Genomic DNA, 20,591 nt, shown 5'->3' on the forward strand with positions numbered 1-20,591 from the left:
GGGCTTGCCCCCGATAGCGGTGGTTCAGTTAATCAATCCGGTGACTGACACACCGCTATCGGGAGCAAGCCCCCTCCCACATTTTTGACCGAGTCAGGCCTTGATGAAGGTTTCATGCAAGTGCCGCCATAGCAGCGCGCCACTGGCCTGCTTCTCGAACACGACCGTGGCGCGACGATCCGTGCGGGTGCCGCTGTCATCCACCTGATGCTCGCGATAGGTCACCGTGGCACCGCGTGCATGCCGGTCTATCCCGGTCATTTCGCTCAAGGTGATTTTCAGTCCCGGACGCATCCCGCCCAGGCGCGTGAACAGCGCATCGACCCCGGCCCGGTTGACCCGCGTGCCGGTGGCAGGCGCAACCATGCTGAACTCAGGCGAGAAGCGCGCCAGCAAGTTCTGCAACGTGTCCTCAGGGGCGACGCCGGCGAACCATTGCTCGATTTCGACGTGGGTCTGGATCACTTCTTCAAAAAAATCGCTGTAGTCAATCATTTACAAACTCCCCTTCAAACCAAAGCGTTTCTTCAGCACGGCTTCCAGCAACCCCTTGGGCAACAGCGCCGCCATCAACGGCAACGCACGGCTGCCGTTGCCCGAGCGCAACAGGCGCGGTGGCTGCGTTTGCTGCACGGCTTTGAGCACATCCGCCGCAAACTCGCTGGCTGGGGTGGGTTTATCCTGGGAGGCTTGGCTGCGCGCACGAATGCCTTCGCGTAACGGCCACCAGGGCGATTGTTCATTGATCAGCAGCTCGGCCTGGGCGCCGGCATTCTTCGCAAAGCGGGTATTGATCGCGCCGGGCTGGACTTCCATGACCCGCACGCCAAACGGCGCCAGCTCCATGCGCAGGGCATCGCTCAGCGCGTGTACGGCGGCTTTTGACGCGCAGTAGGCGCCGGCGAACGGGGTCACCAGCACGCCGGAAACGCTGCCGATGTTCACCACCAGGCCCTTGCTGCGGCGCAGCGCGGGGAACAGCGCCTGGGTCACGCCGACGATGGAAAACACGTTGGTTTCGAACTGGCGCTGCATCGCCTCGGTACCGCCTTCGAGCAACGGTCCCATGGCGCCGTAGCCGGCGTTGTTGACCAGCACATCCAGCTCGCCCAACTGTTCGGCCAGGCGTTGCAGGGCGGCGCGGTCGTTGACGTCCAGTTGCACGGCGTGGAAGCCGGCGGCGGCGAGGGCGGCCACGTCATCGCTGCGGCGGGCGCTGGCCCACACCTGGAAACCTGCGGCTTTGAAGGCGTCGGCGAGGGCGCGGCCGATGCCGCTGGAGCAACCGGTGATCAGTACGTTGGGCATGGATCAATCCTTTGTCAGTCCGAGAAACTGCCTTGCAGGTGCTCGGCGCGAAATTCCAGGGTTTGCGGGCGGTAGCCGGGGCGCAGTGGCGGGGCGGGCAGGCAGTCCTCCCAGGTGGCACCGGCCTGCAGTTCACCGGGGCCGCGATAGCGTGGCGCGGCGTAGACGTTGTCGGCCAGGTTGACGGTATCGCCCGGTGCATAGGCGGCGACGCGCCAGCGCAGTTCGGCCAGTGGGACGTCGTTGCCGTTGTTCAGGGTGAGTTTTAACGGACGGTCGGCCGGGCATTCCTGCGGGGCGTAAGTAATGCGCAGTTCCAGGCGGGCCAGTTGCTTGGCTTCGCGGTTATCCAGCCACACCACCCATACCGCGACGAAACCCAAGCCGACGGCAGCGGCCAGCGACACCGGCAGGGCCTTGGCGGGGTAGCGCAGCAGCAGGACCAGCCAGGTGATGACCAGGAGAACGCCGAAAAACATAGTCACTGCCTCGCGATTGGGTGGACCATCGTACTGCGGGGCAGGCGACTTGCCTATCGGCCGAGGGAAAGGTGGAACTGTTTGCTGTCGGCTATTCACACAAGTGAGGTCACACTCCGGCTGTTCCATCCACTCAGAGGCTTTTCATGAACGTAGCAAACTCTCCTTCGACGGCATACGCCCCCGCTCCAGCAGCGACGGATCAAGCTGGCGCTGCTTCGGCGGTCGGCGCGCAGATTCCCCCGCGCAGTACCGCCACTGAACCCAAAAACAACGGATGCATGAGCGGTTGCACCGGGCCGGTCGCGGCCAGTGTCGTGAACTCCCTGGCGGGACTGGCCACTTCAGTCATAGGGCTATTAAACAAACAGGATCGTTGCAATCACTCAAGCAGCCGGGAGTCACTGCCCAAGTAGCGCGTAAAAAAAAGCCCCCACCCAGCCCACTGCGGATAGGGGACGCAATGGGCTGGGTGAGGGCTTCTTGTACGACTGTTTTACTGCGCGATAGTTTTCACCGACACGCCACGTTCAATCGGCGTGGAGCGACCGTAGATATCTTCGAAGCGTTCGATATCGTCTTCGCCCAGGTAGCTGCCCGATTGCACTTCGATGATTTCCAGCGGGATCTTGCCCGGGTTGCGCAGGCGGTGCACCGAGGCGATCGGGATGTAGGTGGACTGGTTCTCGCACAGCAGGAACACGTTGTCGTCACAGGTGACTTCAGCGGTGCCGCTGACCACGATCCAGTGTTCGGCGCGGTGGTGGTGCATCTGCAGCGACAGGCACGCACCCGGCTTGACCGAGATGTGCTTGACCTGGAAACGCCCGCCCATGTCCACCGAGTCGTAGGAGCCCCACGGACGATAGACTTCACAGTGATTCTGGGTCTCGCTGCGGCCCTGTTCGTTGAGGGTGTTGACCATCTGCTTGACGCCCTGGACCTTGTCCTTGTGGGCAATCATCATCGCGTCCTTGGTTTCCACCACCACGATGTTGTCCAGGCCGATTACCGACACCAGCTTGCCGTTGCCGTGCACCATGCAGTTGCGGCTGTCCTGGATCACCACGTCGCCCTTGCTCACGTTACCGTTGGCGTCTTTGTCATTGACCGCCCACAGCGAGGCCCAGCAACCCACGTCGCTCCAGCCGGCGCTCAACGGCACCACGCAGGCGCGTTGGGTTTTTTCCATCACGGCGTAGTCAATGGAGTTGTCCGGGCAGCAGGCGAAGGTGGCTTCGTCGAAGGTCACGGTGTCGGCGGTCTGCTCGCTGCGCTCCAGGGTCAGTACGCAGGTGTCGTAGATGTCCGGATCGTGCTTTTTCAGCTCTTCCAGGAAACGGCTGGCGCGGAACAGGAACATGCCGCTGTTCCAGAAGTAACCGCCGCTTTTGACGAACTCGACGGCGCGTTTTTCATCGGGTTTTTCCACGAACTGCTGCACGCGGCTCACGCCTTCGGGCAGCAGCGAATCGTTGCTGGACTTGATGTAGCCATAGCCGGTTTCCGGACGGGTTGCCGGCACGCCGAACAGCACCATCTCGCCGCGCTCGGCCGCCACGGTGGCCAGGGCCAGGGCACGTTGCAGGGCTTTCTGGTCGTCGATCACGTGGTCGGCGGGCAGCACCAGCATCAGCTCGTCGCGGCCTTCATTGACCAGCATCATCGCGGTCAGGGCCACGGCCGGGGCGGTGTTGCGGCCAAACGGTTCCATCAGGATGCGCTGGCATTCGAGCTTGCGCGCACTCAGTTGCTCGTTGACGATAAAGCGGTGGTCCTTGTTGCAGACCACGATCGGGGCGTCCATGCCTTCGAACACCAGGCGCTCCAGGGTTTGCTGGAACAGGGTGTGTTCGCCGGTCAGGGCCAGGAATTGCTTGGGGAACTGTTTGCGGGAAAGCGGCCAAAGACGTGAGCCGCTACCACCGGAAAGGATTACTGGGATCATGGGTGTTTCTCCTTGAATCAGTTTGGGTCAGAGCTACGAAGGTTTGTCGTTTCACTCTTGTTTTTGTCTCGGTCCGAACTGAAACCGCAATCCCTGTAGGAGCGAGCTTGCTCGCGAAAAACCTGAGAGCACCGCGATAAACCAGAGGCGCTGCATCATCGTTGACGTTCTTCGCGGGCTAGCCCGCTCCTACAGTAGATTGCGTTCAGTTCGGGAAATAATCAGCGGGTCGACACCGGGCGTTTTACCCAGACCGGCGACAGGCTCGAACCGGAACCGGTGACGTACAGCACCGCTGCCTCACCGCGCTCCAGGGCAACCGGCTTCACATCGCCGACTTTCTTGTCACCGTCATACAGCGCCAGGCTCACCTTCACCGGGTTGATTTCACGTTCGCCGCGGCCCTTGGCGGCCACGGACTTGACCACGTCGGTCTTGCCGTCGGCAGTCTTGAGGGTCAGGGCCTTGTCGCTGAGGTTCTGCACGCGCACCAGGGACTTCTGCTTGTTCTTGAACGGCGGCTCCTCGATCAACTGCGGCTGGCCGCTGCTGTTATTGACCAGGGTGTAGTAGTGATCGGCGGCAAGTTTCACCGGTACGGTCTGGCTGCCGACCTTGGCGCTGTAGTCACCGCCCGGCATGAAGCTGAAGTCGCTGCTGGCGAGCGGAGCGACGTCGCTGAGGTTGGTGCTGCCAACCGTCGCGCTGACTTCCTGGTTCGAAGCGTTGTAGATGCGCACGAAGCTCGAACCTTTTGGCGCGGTCGGGCCGTAGAGCGCGGCGTCCCCACCGGCGAAGGCGGACACGGATACGAAGCTCAAGCCGGCAGCGATGGCCAGGGTCTTGGCGAGACGACGCGGAGTAGTAGTGAAAGTCATGTGAGTTACCTCTCTTTCAGTTTTGCGCCCGGTCGGGCGTCTCGGATTTAGTGTTGATAGCCATGTTTTGTTGGCGCGAACCGGCTTGTTTAAGCTGCGCAACCCACGCGGGGTCGGCATCACCGATTTCGTTGTTGACGGGCAGATAGCGTTCAGGGAACTCCCAAATCAGCACCTGAGGCGGGCTGTTCTTGAAGTCGTCACTTTTCAGGTAGCTGAGCATCGGCAGGATCGGGCCGTGGCCGTCTTCGGCGTAGCTGACCACGTCGCTGCCCAGGGCTTGCTTGAGGGCGCCGACGAAGTTCCAGTTGGGGTTGGCGCTGTAGCTGGTGCCCACCAGGGCCACCGGGGTTTCGCTGTCGCTGAACAGCGCGTCATCACCTTTGTCTTCGGCCAGGTGGGTGACGCGTTTTTGCAGCGGCTCCTTGGGCGGCATCAGGTTTTCGAACAGCGGGTCCAGCGGCAGGAACAGGCGCAGGTCGCCCTTATGCGGTTCGGTCTTCTCGGCTTCGGTGACAAAGCGCTGCGGCTCGCCGCTCAGCGGGGTCTTGTCGGCAATCACCCTGGCCAATTGCTTGGCGGCGATTTCCGCACCGTCCGGGGTCCAGTGGGTGTCGGTGCGCAGGAACACTTGCTTGCCGGCGAGCTTGGCCTGTTGCAACGGGCCGAGCAGGTCCGGGGCGGGGATGTTGTCTGCCGCGACACGGGCGTGGAAGTCCTGATACAGATTGGCGTGGATGCTTGCCGGTTTCACTTCACCCAGGTGTTCGGGGTACAGGCGCACCTTGGCCGGCACGATTGCCATCACCAATTGGATGCCCTGGGCCTTGAGCTTCTGGCGCACGCCTTCGACCAGCGCGTAGTTGCCTTGCAGGTTCTGGTCTTCGTTGACGGCGGGGTTGAATTCCTCGTCGCTGTACAGCCAGTGGTCGCGGCCCAGCACCACGCCAGGACGACCTTCATTGAACAGCTTGTAGTCCAGCGCTGCCCACAGGTTGGTGCCCAGGCGCTTGATCGGGAACTCGTCGTCGTAGTGTGTCTCGACGGCCTTGGTCCAGCGACCGTTGAGCACGGTCGCGTCGGCGTTGGTGCTGAAGCCGAAGAAGCTGCGCAGCGACCAGGCGCCCAGGGCCAGCAACAGCGCCAGGAACAGGCTGATATAGAGGACGCGTAATGAACGGGTCATGGTCGGCTCCCTCAGAATTGGAAGTAAAGGAACGGCGAGAAACTCTGCGCCGACAGTTTCAGGATCGACGCCACGAACAGCAGCAGCACCGCCGCGCGCATGGCGTAGCGTGGCCAGTCAGCGGTCCAGTAGGCCGGTTGCACGGCAGCGTCACGGCCCACGCTGAAACCGGGCTCGTGGATGCTGCCGGGGTTGTCGCCCGGTACGGCCTTGATCAGGCTCGGATCACTCGGCTTGCTCTTCTCCGCAGGGCGATTGCGGTAGAAATCACGCAGGCCGAAGAACGCCAACGTTGCGTATGCCACCACCAGGGTTGCCACTTGCAGGCCGGTCAGGTTGGCGCGGTTGAGTTCCGACAGCGACCATTCGCTGAAGCTGAACATCGCACCGTACATGCGACCCGCTACGTGCAGGTTCTCGGCGCGGAAGATCACCCAGCCCATCACCACCAGCAGGAAGGTGAAGGCCCAGCGCAGTACGTTGAAGCTGCGCGGCGCGGTATTCAGGCCGATGGCTTTTTCAATCGCCAGCCACATGCCGTGCCAGGCACCCCATACGATGTAGGTGATGTTCGCACCGTGCCACAGGCCACCGAGCAGCATGGTCAGGAACAGATTGCGGTAGGTGGTCAGCGTGCCTTTGCGGTTGCCGCCCAGGGTGATGTACAGGTAGTCGCGCAGCCAGGTGGACAGGCTGATGTGCCAGCGCCGCCAGAACTCGGTGATCGACTGGCTGATATACGGCTGCTTGAAGTTTTCCATGAAGCGGAAACCCATCATCAAGCCCAGGCCGATCGCCATGTCGCTGTAGCCGGAGAAGTCGAAGTACAGCTGCGCGGTGTAGGCCAGCGCGCCGAGCCAGGCGTCGCCGGTGGTGGGGTTTTGCAGGGCGAAGCAATGGTCGGCCACCACCGCCAGGGTATCGGCGATGAAGACTTTCTTGATGAAACCCTGCATGAACCGCGTGCAGCCCTCGGAGAACTTGTCGAGGGTGTGGGTGCGGTTGTTGAACTGGTCGGCCAGGTCGCGAAAGCGCAACACGGGGCCGGCGATCAGGTGCGGGAAGATTGCCACGAACGCCGCGAAGTCGATCAGGTTGCGGGTCGCCGGGGTGTCGCCGCGGTACACGTCGATGATGTAGCTGATGGACTCGAAGATGTAGAACGAGATCCCGATCGGCAACAGCACATGGGTGAGGATGAACGGCTCCAGGCCCGCCGACTTCATCATCAGGTTGATGCTGTCGACGCCGAAGTTGGCGTATTTGAAGTAGCCGAGGATGCACAGGTCGACGGCCACGCCGAGCAGCAGCCAGCGCTGCGCCGGCTTGGTGCGCACGCCGGCCGCACCGACCTTGAGGCCGATCCAGTAGTTCCACAGCGTGACGGCGGCGAACAGCGCCAGGAAGTCCACTCGCCACCAGGCGTAGAACACGTAGCTGGCAATCAGCAGCAGCAGGTTGCGATAGCGTTGCCCGCTCAAGTAGTACAAGCCGAGAAAGATCGGCAAGAACAGAAACAGGAACACATTGGACGAGAAAACCATCCCGATCTCTCCATGTTTAACCAACAGTCAAGGGCCGTAGCCCCCCCAAACCCCCCCACAATTTTGGGGAAGGTTGTGTTGCGATCCCACTGTCGAAACCGGCTCAAAAATGTGGGAGGGGGCTTGCCCCCGATAGCGGTGTGTCATTCAACACAGATGGCGACTGTTACACCGCCATCGGGGGCAAGCCCCCTCCCACATTTTTTACCGCGTTCCGTCAGCTGCCTTTTTTGCCTTTTTCATGCGTCGGGTCGTAGACCTTGGTCAGGTCGCCGCCCAGGCGGAAGGTCTTGAACGGTTGCATGCCGTGCTTGCGTTCGATCACCTCCGGGGCACAGGTGTAGAGGGTGCAGAAGGGCTCAAGCCAGGCAAATTTCATGTCTTCCTTGAGGTCCTTCATGTCCTGCTCTTTGCCGTTCTTCTGCTCGAAGATGTCCGGGTCTTTCACCCCGGCCAGCACCTTGTCGCCCAGGCGCTTGAGCGCGCTGTTGTTTTCCTGGCGCAGGTCTACACCATTGACCAGCGCAAAACTGGCGATCATCGACAGCGGCGGCAGGGCGTAGTTGTGGTACGACAGGGCGCGTTGCTGACGCTTCAATTCGTTGGGCAGGAAGCCCTGGTCATCAACCTGGTTCACGCCGACCTTGTATTCCTTGACGGCCCAATCGAACAGGTCGCGGCGGTTGGTGGCGATGGACGTCGCCATCACCGACCAGGCGGCCCAGTAGGAGTGGTTGTTGGTTTTTTCCAGCGGCAGGTTGTCCCAGTCGCTCACCACCTGATCGGCCAGTTTGTTGAACCAGGCTTCGATCAGTTGCGATTCCTGCTGGTGGTTGGCCAGCGGGTGCGACTCGGAGAACTTCAGGCGCACATAGGCCGAGGCCATGCTGCCCAGTGCCCATTTGCGCATGGACTTGCCGGTGTGGTTGAAGTCCTTGGACATCAAGGCATCGGCCTTGGCCCACGACACCAGCCAGTTCAGCGTGCATTCGAGCTGCTCGGGGCGGCCGTCGCGCATGAACTGCATCACGCGTTTGCTGGTGTCTTTTTCCAGCTTGGTGATGTCGGCGGTGCTGTCGCGAAAGGCTTTTTCCGACTGCACATTCAGCGTCGAGCGAGCCTTGTCGGAGCCTTCGTACTTGCTGCGAAATTGCAGAGGCCCGGTGTAGGGCGTCGGCATAGTGTCGCAGTTTTCCTTGAAATCACCGGTCTTGAACGCTTCGATGGGCGCGAAATAGCCTTGAGGCGGACGCAGTGGCGCGGCCGCATTCACGGAGCCGGCAAACATGGCCAGGCCCAGCAGGGTAGGGAGCAATAACTTTTGCATAAGTAACCTCACTTCCCGAGTTGGGCGGTCTGCTGACCGCCGCTTGGGAATACGTTGCGTGTGCAAATTTTCGCTTCGACCTTCTGCGCGGCAGCACCCTTTTCCGGGCCCTGCACTTCCACGGCCAGCAAGTTCTGCGAGGCCCAGTCTTCATCGGTGCGCAGTTCAAAGGCGAAACGCCCGTCTGTATCGGATGTTTCGGGTTTCTCGATCTTGATGTCCTCGTGGCGCCCGTTCATGTACCAGAGGGTGGCTTGCAGGGTTTTCACCGACGGATCGGCGAAGCGGATATCGACCTGATGGTTGGCGTTGCGCAGGTCTTTGTTCGCGCTGTTGACCATCAGTTCGTTTTTGCCCGGTTTCAACGTGGTGCTGGCCGACATCTGCGCGGTCTTGCCTTCGCAGCCGTTGTCGAGCAGTGCCATCATCTGGCGGTAGATGGTTTCCTGGTCCAGACGGTACAGCGGCGAGAATTCCCAGATCAGGATCTTCGGCGGGTTTTTCTGGAATTCTTCGCTGCCCAGGTACTGGATCATCGAGCCTTCCAGGCCACCGCCGGGGAAGGCGACGTTAAGGATGTCGGCACCGATTTCTTCCTGCAGGAAGCCGGCGAAGTTGTAGTTCTTGCCGCTGTGGCTGGTGCCCACCAGGGTGATCTGCGGGTTGCCCGAATCGCCGAACAGGTCACCGTCACCGGCTTCGCCCTTGGGCTCGGTGGTGAACTGGTCCATGTACTGGATCGCATAGCTGGTGCCGCACAGTTGCCCGGCCATGTTGTGCAGGGTGCCGGTCTTGCCCATGCGGCCCGAGCGCTTGGTCTCGAATTCGCGCTTGGGAATCTCGGCATATTCCGGCATCTGCTTGACCTTGGCCGCGACGATTTTTGCGGTGCGCTGGGCGCCGTACGGGGTCCAGTGCTGGTCGCCACGGAAGTAGAAATCGTGGGCCGGCAATTCGTCGGGCAACTGCTCGTTGGTGAGCGGCGACAGGTCCGGCACCACATAGCCCATCTTGGCGAAACGGCCGAGCATGGTTTTGTAGTTGCCCAGGGCCTTGTCGAAATCGAACTGGGCTTTTTCTTCGGGGTTGAGCTTGTTGCGGTTCACCAGGCCACGGGTCGGCTGGTAGACCACCACCAGTTCCACGCCCTTGCTCTTGAACGCATCGTGCAACTGCTGCATGCGCTTGTAGCCGGCCGGGGTGGTGTCGAATTCGGTGCGCAGGTCTTCCTGGGTACGGAACAGCCAGTCGCCCTGGGCTTGTACCAGGGTGGTGAAGTTCTGCTGGTAGCGCGTGGTGTAGTTCTTCGCGTCGTGGGCGGCCGGGCACAGGCTGCAGCAGGGCTCAGCGGTGAAGGTCGGCGCCTTCACCTCATCGGCGCGCACGCCCTGGCTGGCCGCGAGCAGGCCGAGGGTCAGACCCGAGAGGCTCAGCAGTTTGATCATGTGTGGGTGCATAAGGGTCATCCTCAGTCCTGCAGTTCGGTCTGGCGTTCGACGGGGTCGATCAGCACGGCTTTCTGCTGGCGCACCAGCAGGTCGAGAATTTCTTCCTGGCGCTCGCCCAGAATGCCGGAGAAGCTGATGCCGCTGGATTTGGTCGGCGCCAGCATCGACACGCGGTACAGCTCGATACTCAACGGCGAGTCGATGGACAGCGGCCCGCTGCCGTTACCCGCCAGCTCACCGCCGACCACGATCAGCGAGACCTTGGCGTCGAACGGGTCGAGGGCAATGTCGCGGTCAGTGTCGGTCAAGTCCTTGATGTGGCCGTACACACCGGTCAGGCCGTTGGCCATGGCGGTGTTTTCGTAGAGCTTGATGTTCACGCTGTTACGCACGCGGATGCCGTGGCGACGGTTGCTGATCACCTTGTTGCCCCACAGCAGGTTGTCACCGCTCTCATAGAGGGTGATGCCGTCGGTGTGGTTGCGGTAGATCTCGTTGTCGACGATCAGGTTGTTGACGCTGTTACGGTCGATCACCAGGCCCGACAGCTTGTTGTCGTAGCTGCGGTTGTTGAAGATGAAGCTGTCGTTCACTTCCCGGGAAATGATGATGCCGTGCTTCTTCTTCGTGCCGTACACGGTGTTGTCGGCGATGATCAGGCCGTGGGAACGGTCGTGGGGGTCAATGCCGTAGACGATATTGTCTTTGTAGGTATTGCCCTTGATCACAAAGCCTGTGGTCTCGTAGCAGTAGAAGCCGTACCACATGTCGGAGAACTCGGAATCGATGATCCAGCCGGTCGGCTCAGGACGCTTGAGCACCTTGGCCATGTTCGGCGTGTACTGGGAAATACTCACCCCGTACGACTTACTGTTGGCATAGCCGAAGCTGGCCATCTTGGTCTTGGAGATATAGGTCTCGGTACCGCCCCAGGCCAGCAGGAACGGGCGGAACTCCTTGGGCGACTTGAACAGTGCCGGGCCGTTGGTTTTTTCATCCCAGCCGGTGACCTTGGTGTCACGCACGAACAGTTGGCCGTCGTTGATCAAAAACGAGCCGGCTTGCTGGGACAGGCGCAGTTCCTGGGTGTTCTTGTCGATATCGAGGATGCCTTTACGGCCGACCACGATGGGCAACTTGGCCAGGAACACACCGGGCGAAGTCTCGCTGAAGTACTGCTTGGGCACCTTGCCCAGCAGGTCCTTGAGGTTCATGTAGCCGTCGTCGACAAAGATCGCCTGGGGAATGCCGTGCTGGCGCACCACCCATTCGGCCATCTTGTTGTCACCGCCGATGAAGTCCTTGAGCGCGTCCTCCTGCATCATGCGGCGGATGCTGATCTTGCCCGCCTTGGTCTTGACGATCTTCTTTTCCATGGCCGCGGCGGTATAGCCCGACAGGTCGGGCAGCGCCGGCTTGGCCATTTCCAGCGGCGCGGTGGGCGGGCTGGAAATGGTGTAGGTCTTGGCCTGTTGCAGTTCCTTGGCGATGGTCGGCGCCTTGGCCGCCGTATCGGCGAACGCCGGGGCACTGGCCACCAGCATTGCCGCGACGAGTAGGCTTTGAGCATTCATTGCGCAGGCTCCCATCAGAATTTCCAGACCACGTCGACAAAGGCGCGGTGCATGTAGGAGTCGACCTGGCTGCCATAGGCGTCACCTGGTTTGAACACGCCGGCGCGCAAGCGCACCAGGGCCGACGGCTCGTCGATCGACTGGCTCAGCGCGGCGGGCAGCAAGCCTTTCTTGAAGTACTTGGTGACGACAAGGTCCATCTCCTGGCCGAGGTCCTTCTTGCCGTCTTCCAGGGGCAGGGAGGTGCTGGAGAGGATCGCGCCGGTGACGTCGTCGGTGTTGTTCTGCACCGCGTCGATGCCGTTGCTGCCCACCGGCTTGTTGCCGTCCACGCGCCAGAACTTGTGGTACACCAGGCTGGCATCGTAGTCCTCGCGCAACTGCCAGGAACCGAACAGGCTCATGGACTGCATGTTGTTCATCTCGCCGCGAAACGCTTCACCGAAGCGGTGCACGCGGGACTGGGTACCGGTCCAGTTCGAACGGTTGCTTTGCAGGCCGTTCTGCTCGTACTCGGCACTGGCGCGCGAATAAGCCGCGCCGACTTGCCACTGCGGGTCGAGGCGCAGGCGCACGCCGATATCGGTGGCCCAGCCGCTGACGTCATCACTGCGCTTGGCGTTGGTGGGACGGCTGCCATCGGCGTTCAAGGCGTTGACCGTGTCGCGGTCGCCACGCATGCCGGTGATGCTGGCCCAATAATTGACGGTGTTGGTGTTGCGCCAGTTGTAAGCGTCGCTGTTGGCTTCGATGCCGAGCCAGGTCAGGTCGCCGTTCTCGCGCTTGTCCAATGGGTCGCTGGCCACGCCCGGTTCGGCGTAGTCGAGCTTGCCGTCGTCGTGGGTGTGGTGGCCGCGCAGGCCGATCCACTGGCCCGGCGTCCACTGGTAGGCGGCGTCGGCGTAGAAGTGCTGGCGGTCCTTGTCGACCGGCGACAGCTCCTTGAGGTCGGTGCGGTATTCGCTGAAGCGTTCGGCGGCGCCGACATTGGCCTTGAGCAGGGTGGTGTCGAAGGTCCAGTTCAGCGCTTCGATGTTGGTGTCGCGCCATTGGCCGTCGTCATTGCGCAGGCGCTGGCGACCGAACTTGAGGATCTCGCCGGGGTAGGGCGTGAAGCCGCTGTAGCCGACCCAGAACTCGCGCAGGGCCAGGTAGTTTTTCTTGGCCTTGCGATCATCGTTGCTCGATTGTTCGGTCGTGTCATCGGCCGACGGTTGCAGGGTGTCGGTCTCGATGATGTCGCTGGACACCACCGCCTGGCCCATGGCGTAGGCGCTCCACGCGCCGCTTTCGCCGTAGATCCACGGGCGCAGGTCGAGACCGATACCGTTGACGTCGCCGCCTTTCTGGGTGCCCAGGTCGCGGTCGTCTTCGGACTGCGCGGTGGCTTTGACTTCCAGGCCGAAGTTCTTGGCTTCGGTCAGCGCAGCCAGGGTCGGGCACGACCACAGCAGGGCGAAGGACAGGCCGATGCCGGCCTTGACGAATGGGTTGAGCTTCATAGGGATTCCTCGCCGTCTTCTTCTTGCAGGGCGTGCAGTTGCAGCGTGCTCTGGGCCAGGGTGCCGCGGGCGGCCAGTTCCTGTTGCACCAGGCGTTGGCCTTCGGCGCGTTGTTCGGGCGTCAGCGGCGCTTCGAGCTGGGTGGCCAGGTCATTGGCTTGCGGCGTGTCTTGGGCTTTGGCCAACTGGCTGAAGACATAGGCGTTGAGCGGGTCGGGCTTGGTGCCCTTGCCTTGGGAAAACAGCTGGGCGATGGCAAAGTCGGCGCTGTTCTGGCCGTTTCGCGCAGCGGTCAACAGGTGGTCCAGGGCTTTTTGCGGGTAGACCTTGCCCAGGTAGCCACGGCGGTAGATCTGGCCGAGGTAGTAATCGGCGGCCACTTCACGGCCCACGGCTTTCTCGAAATGCGCCTCGGCAGCCTTGGCGTCGGCCGGCACCCATTTGCCTTCGTAATAGAGCTTGCCCAGCAGCAATTCGGCGCGTGGCTGGTCGGCGGCGCGGCCGTTGTCGAGGTACTTCATCATCTGGTCGACGTCGCCCAATTCGGGGAAGTCGTAGAGCAGTTGCGCCAGGCTGACCCAGGATGCCGGGTAACCCGGGGCGATTTTTTCAAGCAACGCCTGGGCGGTTTTCTCGTCCGGCGTGCCGAGGGTGGCATCGCCGAGTACGCGGGCGACGCTGTCGACGCGCTGGGCGGTAACGGTGCCACGGCTGTAGCCGGCTTCCATCTGCTTGAGCAGCTCGGCCTGTTTTTCCGGCTCGGCTTTTTTCTGGTAGACGGTGGCCAACTCGACGTAGCAGATGTCGGTGGTGTTCAGCGCGGCCTTGCAGATGCGCTCCACGTCATCCAGATGCTGGTCGTAGGTGTTCTGGGTGCGATACAGCAGCACTTGGGCCAGGCCGGCTTCCGGGTAACCGGCGGCCTGCCATTGGCTGATCTGCTGCTGGGCGTTCACGTCGGGGAAGCTGTGCGGGTATTGCAGGTACAGCATGGCCAACGGGATCAGGGTATTGCCTTCGCCATTGGCAAAGGCTTTTTTCAGCAATTTTTCGGCTTCATGGTGTTCGGCTTCGGTGGCGCCGGGCTTGGCCACCAGCAGACGACCCAGACGCGCCTGGGCCCGCGGCGAAGTGTCCGCCGCAGCGCGGTAGGTGGCTTCGGCTTGCTTGATCTGCGCCGGATCGCGGGTGCCTACCTGGATATCGGCCAGGCCCACCTGGGCCTCGCTGTAACCCAGGTCTGCCAGTTGCTGGTAATTCTGCTGGGCGGTGACGGTGTCGCCACGCTTGAGCGCTTCGTTGGCCAGGCGCTGGTCGGGCAGGCCGGCGCAACCGGCCAGGCTGATTGCCAGGGAAAGCAAGGCTACCGAACCAAAGTGGGCACTGCCTTTGTGGCGAGGGAGCTTGCTCCCGCTGGGGTGCGCAGCGCCCCCCAAAGCCGGCTCCAGCTGCGCTGTCGAGCGGGAGCAAGCTCCCTCGCCACAGCAAGCCCGCTCCCACAGGGATTGTGTTGTTCTTGAAATAGGGTTCACAGGCATGTCCTCGCTTACAGACCGTGAGCCATGGCTTTATCGATCAGCCAGTTCAGCGAAGGGCCACGGTCGCTGGTGACTTCCACCGGGCGGCCGGCGTAGGTGCTGTCCAGCGGGGCGTCCGGCTTGATCTGCACACGGATGTCGGAGGACAGGTCGGCGCTGTTCAGGCTGGTGCTGCTGACGATGGTGCCGGTGCGCACCTGTTCTTCGTCGGCAACCTGGAAGCTCACCGGCGTACCTGGGCGCACATCGCCGAACTGGCGATAAGTGAAGCGCGCTTCCACATTGGCCTGGCTGCCGCGTGGCACCAGTTGGAAGATCACATCGCCCTTGCTGGCGTACTGGCCGTCGGCGACCAGTTGCTGGGCGACCACGCAATCGCACGGTGAGGTCAGGGTGCCGGTCATTTGCTTGCCGAACAGTTCTTCAACCTTGGCCGGTTGCAGCTGGTCTTCGTCCAGGTGGCCTTTGAGCACATCGAGCATGCTGGTGCTGAAGGTGGCCAGTGGCGCGCCCTTGGCCGCTACCGCGTCACCCTTGAGCAGGCTTTGCACGGTGCCGTCACGCGGCATGGTCACGTTCATGCCCGGTACACTCACCAGGCCGGCCTGGGCGTGGCTGACGAAGTACATGCCGTACAGCGATTTGAACACAAAGCCGAAGGCTGCCAGGCCCACCAGGAAAATCGCCAGGCTGAAGGTCACGGCGCGCAGACGCCCGAACGCGGTCATGCCGCTGCCGCCGTCCTTGACCTTGCGCGCCTTGGTGAAGTTGTCGCGTTGCAGCGTCGCCAGCACGTCGCCCATGGTCACGATGTCGCCGGACAGGTGCGACGTGATCAGGTGGCGCAGGGTGGAGATATCCTGGGCATCGAGGTTCTGGAACTGGCAGCCGGTGCGGCCGGTCTGGCGGTCGTAGGAGCGGATCTGCAGCTCCACGTCCATCGCCAGGCCAAGGTTATCGATGACGAACTGCAGGCGACCCTTGTGCACCTGGCCGATGGTCAGCGGCTGGGTGGCGGTGAAGGCCAGGCCACCGGCGGACAGGTCGATGACCTTGGCTTCGGTCGGCGTGCGGTCGCTGTTGAAGAAGCGCAGCTTGGCCGGGATTTTGACCCGGGCGTGCTGGCGCTGGGCTTCGGATTCGTGGACAACGTTGGCGTTTACTTGGCTGTTCATGACGGTGTAATTCCTTGGTTAATTCAGGCTTGGCAGGGTCAGACCATCATCAGCAACACGGCAACGAAGATGCTGCCGGCGGAGAAGGTCATGGTCCGAGACGACCAGGTGTTGAACCAACGTTGAAAGCTGGCCAAATCGCGGGTCAGTTTGGTGTCCTGGCGGGTCCAGGACTGTTGATCAAGGCGGAAGAACACGTAGATCTTCACCAGCGCGCCCATGATCTGGTTGTAATAGAGAATCAGCGGGTAGGCCGGGCCGATCTTGTGGCCGGAGCACGACAGCAGCAGGGTCAGGATCAGGCGGGTAATGCCGATCCACAGCAGGTAGGCGAGGATGAACGCGCCGCCGTACTTGAAGGTGGCGATGATCGCCACGGTCAGGCCGAGCAGGGAGGTCCACATCGACACGCGCTGGTCGAACAGCACCACGCTGGTGAACAGACCCAGGCGGCGCATCCCCAGGCCCAGGGCGCGGGAGTTCTGGCGCAGGTTGTTGCCGTACCAGCGGAACATCAGTTTGCGGCTGGCCTTGATAAAGCTTTTTTCCGGCGGGTGTTCCACGGTGTTGATCGCGGCATCCGGCACGTAGAAGGTGTCGTAGCCCAGGCGCATCAGGCTGAACCAGCTGGACTTGTCATCACCGGTGAGGAACTTGAAGCGGCCCAGGCGCCAGTGTTGCAGCGAGTCGCTTTCCACGTCGGCGATAAAACCCGGGTCAGTCACCACGCTGGCGCGGAACACCGACATACGCCCGGTCATGGTCAGCACGCGCTTGGACAGGGCCATGGAGCACATGTTGATGTGGCGCTGGGCGAAGCGCAGCTTGTGCCACTCGCTCATGATGTAGCCGCCGCGCACTTCGCAGAACTCGTTGGTGGTCAGGCCGCCGACATTGCCGAACAGCTGGAACCACGGCACGGTCTTGCGCACCACGCCCTCGGCGAGCACGGTGTCGCCATCGATCACGGCCACCACGGCGCGGTCATCCGGCAGGTGGCGCGAGATGGCGCGGAAACCGAAGGCCAGGCCGTCACGCTTGCCGGTACCGGCGATGCGCACGAAGTCGAGCTTGACGTGAGCCGGTGGGTTCATTTTTTCCCAGAGGCTCTTGACCAGCAGCTCATCGGACATTTCCACCAGCGAGCAGACCACGGTGGTGGGAAAGCCGCATTCGATGGCTTCGCGAATCACCGAGCTGTAGACCTGCGCGGTGGTCAGCGCGTCGATCCTGAAGCTTGTGACCATCAGGAACACATGGGAGGGGTCGGCGGCCTTGCCCAGCTTGCGCACTTTGCGGCGCAGGTGCGGGTACACCACGTACAGGAACAGCATGCCGCGAAAGAAATGCGTTGCACCCATCGAGTAGCGCCAGATACCCACGGCGCCAATCAGGAAAATAAAATTCTTCGATTGCGAATCGAAGGTGCTCGCCGGCAACAGCAGGGCGAGTCCCATCAGCAGGCTGAGAAACAACAGCCAGCCGGCGGCTTGCAGCAATACATGTTTTAACTTGGACATAAGCGTCATCCGGAAGGGGAGGAGGCTTCAGGCTGCCAGCGCTGGGGTAAGCCGCTGGCAGCCTGAAACTTGCCGTTGCTGTTACCAGCAAATACCTTCAGTACGGCCGCTCACGCTGGTGGCCTTGGACATGAAGCCCACCAGGTCGACCACTTGCTTGCCTTCCGGTGCGTTGTGCGCCAGGGCGCGGAACTTCTCGTCACGGTTACCGAGGATGATCACGTCGGAGTTGTTGATCACATCATCGAAATCCGAGTTGAGCAGGGACGACACGTGGGGGATCTTGCCTTCGATGTAGTCCTTGTTCGCACCGTGCACCCGGGCGTACTCGACGTTGCTGTCGTAGATGCTCAGGTCGTAGCCCTTGCCGATCAGCATTTCCGCCAGCTCTACCAACGGGCTTTCACGCAGGTCGTCGGTACCGGCCTTGAAGCTCAGGCCCAGCAGGGCGACTTTGCGCTTGTCGTGGCTGGAGACGATGTCGAAGGCGTTCTGTACCTGGGACTCGTTGCTGCGCATCAGCGAGTTGAGCAGCGGCGCTTCCACGTCCAGGGAACCGGCGCGGTAGGTCAGGGCACGCACGTCTTTGGGCAGGCACGAGCCGCCGAAAGCGAAACCCGGGCGCATGTAGTACTGGGACAGGTTGAGGGTCTTGTCCTGGCACACCACGTCCATCACTTCACGGCCATCGACGCCGACGGCCTTGGCGATGTTGCCGATTTCGTTGGCGAAGGTGACTTTGGTGGCGTGCCACACGTTGCAGGTGTACTTGATCATCTCGGCAACGGCGATGTCCTTGCGGATGATCGGCGCGTCGAGTTCTTCGTAGAGCGACTGCAGGACATCGCCGGAGGCGGTGTCGAACTCGCCGATAACGGTCATCGGTGGCAGGTCGTAGTCGGCGATGGCGGTGGATTCACGCAGGAACTCCGGGTTGACCGCCACGCCGAAGTCGACGCCGGCTTTCTTGCCCGAGCAGTCTTCGAGGATCGGGATGACCACATTGGCCACGGTGCCCGGCAGTACGGTGCTGCGCACCACGATGGTGTGGCGGGTGGTCTTGTCGCGCAGGACAAAACCGATCTCGCGGCATACCGATTCGATGTAGTTGAGTTCCAGGTCGCCGTTTTTCTTGCTCGGCGTGCCCACGCAAATCATCGACAGGTCGGTATCGCGAATGGCTTCGGCGAAGTTGGTGGTGCCACGCAGTCGGCCAGTCTGGATACCCTGGCTCAACAGCTCGCCCAGACCCGGTTCAACGATCGGCGATTTACCGGCATTGATCAGGTCGATCTTTTCCTTGGAGATGTCTACGCCGACCACTTCGTGGCCGCGAGCAGACAGGCAACCGGCACACACGGCGCCAACGTAACCCAAACCAAATATGCTGATGCGCATCGCAATTACCTCTGTATTTAAATCATGCCATTAGATGGCCGGAGTTCATGTTTGCAAGCGTCACTGATGCCGCGAAAGTTGGGCGAATAGACGCCGACTTACCGCGTACAGGCATGTTGAATAACGAGTGACTAACTATTGCACTCAAGTTGTGCGCAACCAGGCCTTATTATTGGGGCTTGCCCTGAAATGCAGCCGTGCTTCCTTGGAGGAAGGCTCCGGCGCCGGTGCGGCAAGGTATGGATGTAGGCAAAATGCCTTTTTTATCAATGCCTTGGGTTTTTGCACGGGCTCATTTAGGTCAGCGCTTCCTTGGCCTGTAGGGGATAGCAATGCGTACTTATCGCCACCCTTAACTCGATCAGTTGATGTTGTGACCATAGAGTCAAAGTGCTTTATGACAACTTGACTGCTTCCATTGGTCGTTATGTAAGTCATCTCTTACAGCAGCAGAGAATTTCGTTACCGGTGGTATGAGCGGTGCTTCAGGACGAAGTTCCAGGCCGCTCATCCTGTTTCCGGAAATTTCTTGAAATATTGGGAAAGATGGCACTGGTAGTATATTGATAGCACTTGCTATTTAAGCCAGTAGTTGTGGGGAGTTGGTGCGAGTGGATAGTTTTGTGCCACTACTGAATTAAAAAGATGGTGCCACTACGAAAAAAAATGATGAATGTCGAGTGAAGAAATCTTTAGGGTTGTGTCGGGATGTTTTTCTGGCGCCAAATAAATGACTTTTACCAGATTTGAAATACAAACAAATGTGGGAGGGGGCTTGCCCCCGATAGCGGTGGAGCAGTCAATACTTCGGTGACTGACACTCCGCCATCGGGGGCAAGCCCCCTCCCACATTTGATCATTCGTGTCTGTACGGCCTTATTCCGGTGCGTGATCGCGCAAAAACACCAGGTTATCCGGCTTGGACTGCTGCGCATTGAAGCGATAGCCCTGCACATCGAACTGCTTGAGCTTCGCCGGGTCGTTGATGCGTTCCTCGATCACAAACCGACTCATCATGCCCCGGGCTTTTTTCGCATAGAAGCTGATAATCTTGTACTGGCCGTTCTTCAGGTCCTTGAACTCGGTGTTGATGATCCGCGCGTTCAGGGCCGTGCGCTTGACCGCCGAGAAGTACTCGTTGGAGGCCAGGTTGAGCAACACGTCGTCGCCTTGTGCCGCCAGTGCTTCGTTCAACCACTCGCTGATCCGCATGCCCCAGAATGCATAGAGGTCCTTGCCACGGGCATTGCTCAGCTTGGTGCCCATCTCCAGGCGATACGGCATCATCAAATCCAGCGGGCGCAGCAGGCCGTACAGGCCCGAGAGCATGCGCAGGTGGTCCTGGGCATAGCTGAAATCGGCCTCGCTGAAAGTCTCGGCATTCAGGCCGGTGTACACGTCACCCTTGAACGCCAGCAGCGCCTGCTTGGCGTTGGCCGGTGTGAAGGCCGGCGTCCAGCTGCTGAAGCGGGCGGCGTTGAGGCCGCCGATCTTGTCGGAGACGTGCATCAACTCGCTGATCTGCGCCGGGCTCAGTTCGCGCAGTTGCTCGATCAGTTCCTGTGAGTGGTCCAGGTACTGCGGCTGGGTGAAGCGCGCAGTGACCGGCGGTGACTCGAAGTCGAGGGTTTTGGCGGGGGAAATCACCATCAGCATGAAGTTGGCTCCTGGAATCGTTGGCCCGATTCTATGGGGTTGGAGCGTTCGACTCCACCTATCAAGCCAATAGGCCCCGGTTTTTGTGTAGAAGCGAGCTTGCTCGCGAA

At 61.1% G+C, this 20,591-nt stretch carries 16 protein-coding genes; all 16 read right to left on the reverse strand.

The features are described from left to right. Positions 1-93 precede the first annotated feature (93 nt). Complete coding sequence (locus TU82_RS18105; protein WP_057724645.1) at positions 94-495, reverse strand: hypothetical protein; 402 nt, start codon at positions 493-495, stop codon at positions 94-96. After that, positions 496-1,308, reverse strand: coding sequence for an SDR family oxidoreductase (locus TU82_RS18110; protein WP_057724646.1), 813 nt, complete (start codon positions 1,306-1,308; stop codon positions 496-498). Between the two features lie 14 nt (positions 1,309-1,322). Next, positions 1,323-1,787, reverse strand: coding sequence for a hypothetical protein (locus TU82_RS18115; RefSeq protein ID WP_057724647.1), 465 nt, complete (start codon positions 1,785-1,787; stop codon positions 1,323-1,325). Positions 1,788-2,283: 496 nt separating this feature from the next. Beyond that, positions 2,284-3,735, reverse strand: a complete 1,452-nt coding sequence (locus TU82_RS18120; protein ID WP_057724648.1) for a mannose-1-phosphate guanylyltransferase/mannose-6-phosphate isomerase — start codon at positions 3,733-3,735, stop codon at positions 2,284-2,286. 221 nt (positions 3,736-3,956) lie between these two features. Beyond that, on the reverse strand, positions 3,957-4,613 hold the full coding sequence (locus tag TU82_RS18125; RefSeq protein ID WP_057724649.1) for an alginate O-acetyltransferase AlgF: 657 nt from the start codon (positions 4,611-4,613) through the stop codon (positions 3,957-3,959). A gap of 16 nt (positions 4,614-4,629) precedes the next feature. Continuing rightward, positions 4,630-5,799, reverse strand: a complete 1,170-nt coding sequence (locus TU82_RS18130; protein WP_057724650.1) for an alginate O-acetyltransferase — start codon at positions 5,797-5,799, stop codon at positions 4,630-4,632. Positions 5,800-5,810: 11 nt separating this feature from the next. Beyond that, a complete protein-coding gene (locus TU82_RS18135) occupies positions 5,811-7,343 on the reverse strand; it encodes an MBOAT family O-acyltransferase (RefSeq protein ID WP_057724651.1) in 1,533 nt (510 codons plus the stop codon). Positions 7,344-7,560: 217 nt separating this feature from the next. Beyond that, entirely contained in the window at positions 7,561-8,670 is a 1,110-nt protein-coding gene (locus TU82_RS18140) for a mannuronate-specific alginate lyase (RefSeq protein ID WP_057724652.1), read from the reverse strand. Between the two features lie 8 nt (positions 8,671-8,678). After that, positions 8,679-10,127 carry an alginate O-acetyltransferase gene (locus tag TU82_RS18145; RefSeq protein ID WP_057724813.1) on the reverse strand — a complete coding sequence of 483 codons (1,449 nt, stop codon included), beginning with the start codon at positions 10,125-10,127 and terminating at the stop codon, positions 8,679-8,681. A gap of 11 nt (positions 10,128-10,138) precedes the next feature. Next, entirely contained in the window at positions 10,139-11,707 is a 1,569-nt protein-coding gene (algG, locus tag TU82_RS18150; protein ID WP_057724653.1) for a mannuronan 5-epimerase AlgG, read from the reverse strand. Then, positions 11,707-13,194, reverse strand: coding sequence for an alginate export family protein (locus tag TU82_RS18155; protein WP_057724654.1), 1,488 nt, complete (start codon positions 13,192-13,194; stop codon positions 11,707-11,709). Before TU82_RS18155 ends, algG begins: the two co-directional genes overlap by 1 nt. Beyond that, complete coding sequence (gene algK / locus TU82_RS18160; RefSeq protein ID WP_173667487.1) at positions 13,191-14,732, reverse strand: alginate biosynthesis TPR repeat lipoprotein AlgK; 1,542 nt, start codon at positions 14,730-14,732, stop codon at positions 13,191-13,193. The genes TU82_RS18155 and algK overlap by 4 nt, the downstream gene beginning before the upstream one ends. An 8-nt stretch (positions 14,733-14,740) precedes the next feature. Beyond that, positions 14,741-15,907 carry an alginate biosynthesis protein Alg44 gene (locus TU82_RS18165; protein WP_057724655.1) on the reverse strand — a complete coding sequence of 389 codons (1,167 nt, stop codon included), beginning with the start codon at positions 15,905-15,907 and terminating at the stop codon, positions 14,741-14,743. 38 nt (positions 15,908-15,945) lie between these two features. Then, complete coding sequence (gene alg8 / locus TU82_RS18170) at positions 15,946-17,427, reverse strand: mannuronan synthase (protein WP_162276157.1); 1,482 nt, start codon at positions 17,425-17,427, stop codon at positions 15,946-15,948. Between the two features lie 81 nt (positions 17,428-17,508). Beyond that, entirely contained in the window at positions 17,509-18,825 is a 1,317-nt protein-coding gene (locus tag TU82_RS18175; protein WP_057724657.1) for a nucleotide sugar dehydrogenase, read from the reverse strand. Between the two features lie 876 nt (positions 18,826-19,701). Continuing rightward, complete coding sequence (gene yaaA, locus TU82_RS18180) at positions 19,702-20,481, reverse strand: peroxide stress protein YaaA (protein WP_057724658.1); 780 nt, start codon at positions 20,479-20,481, stop codon at positions 19,702-19,704. Between the last annotated feature and the right edge of the window lie 110 nt (positions 20,482-20,591).

Source organism: Pseudomonas orientalis (assembly GCF_001439815.1).
GTDB classification, from domain to species: domain Bacteria; phylum Pseudomonadota; class Gammaproteobacteria; order Pseudomonadales; family Pseudomonadaceae; genus Aquipseudomonas; species Aquipseudomonas orientalis.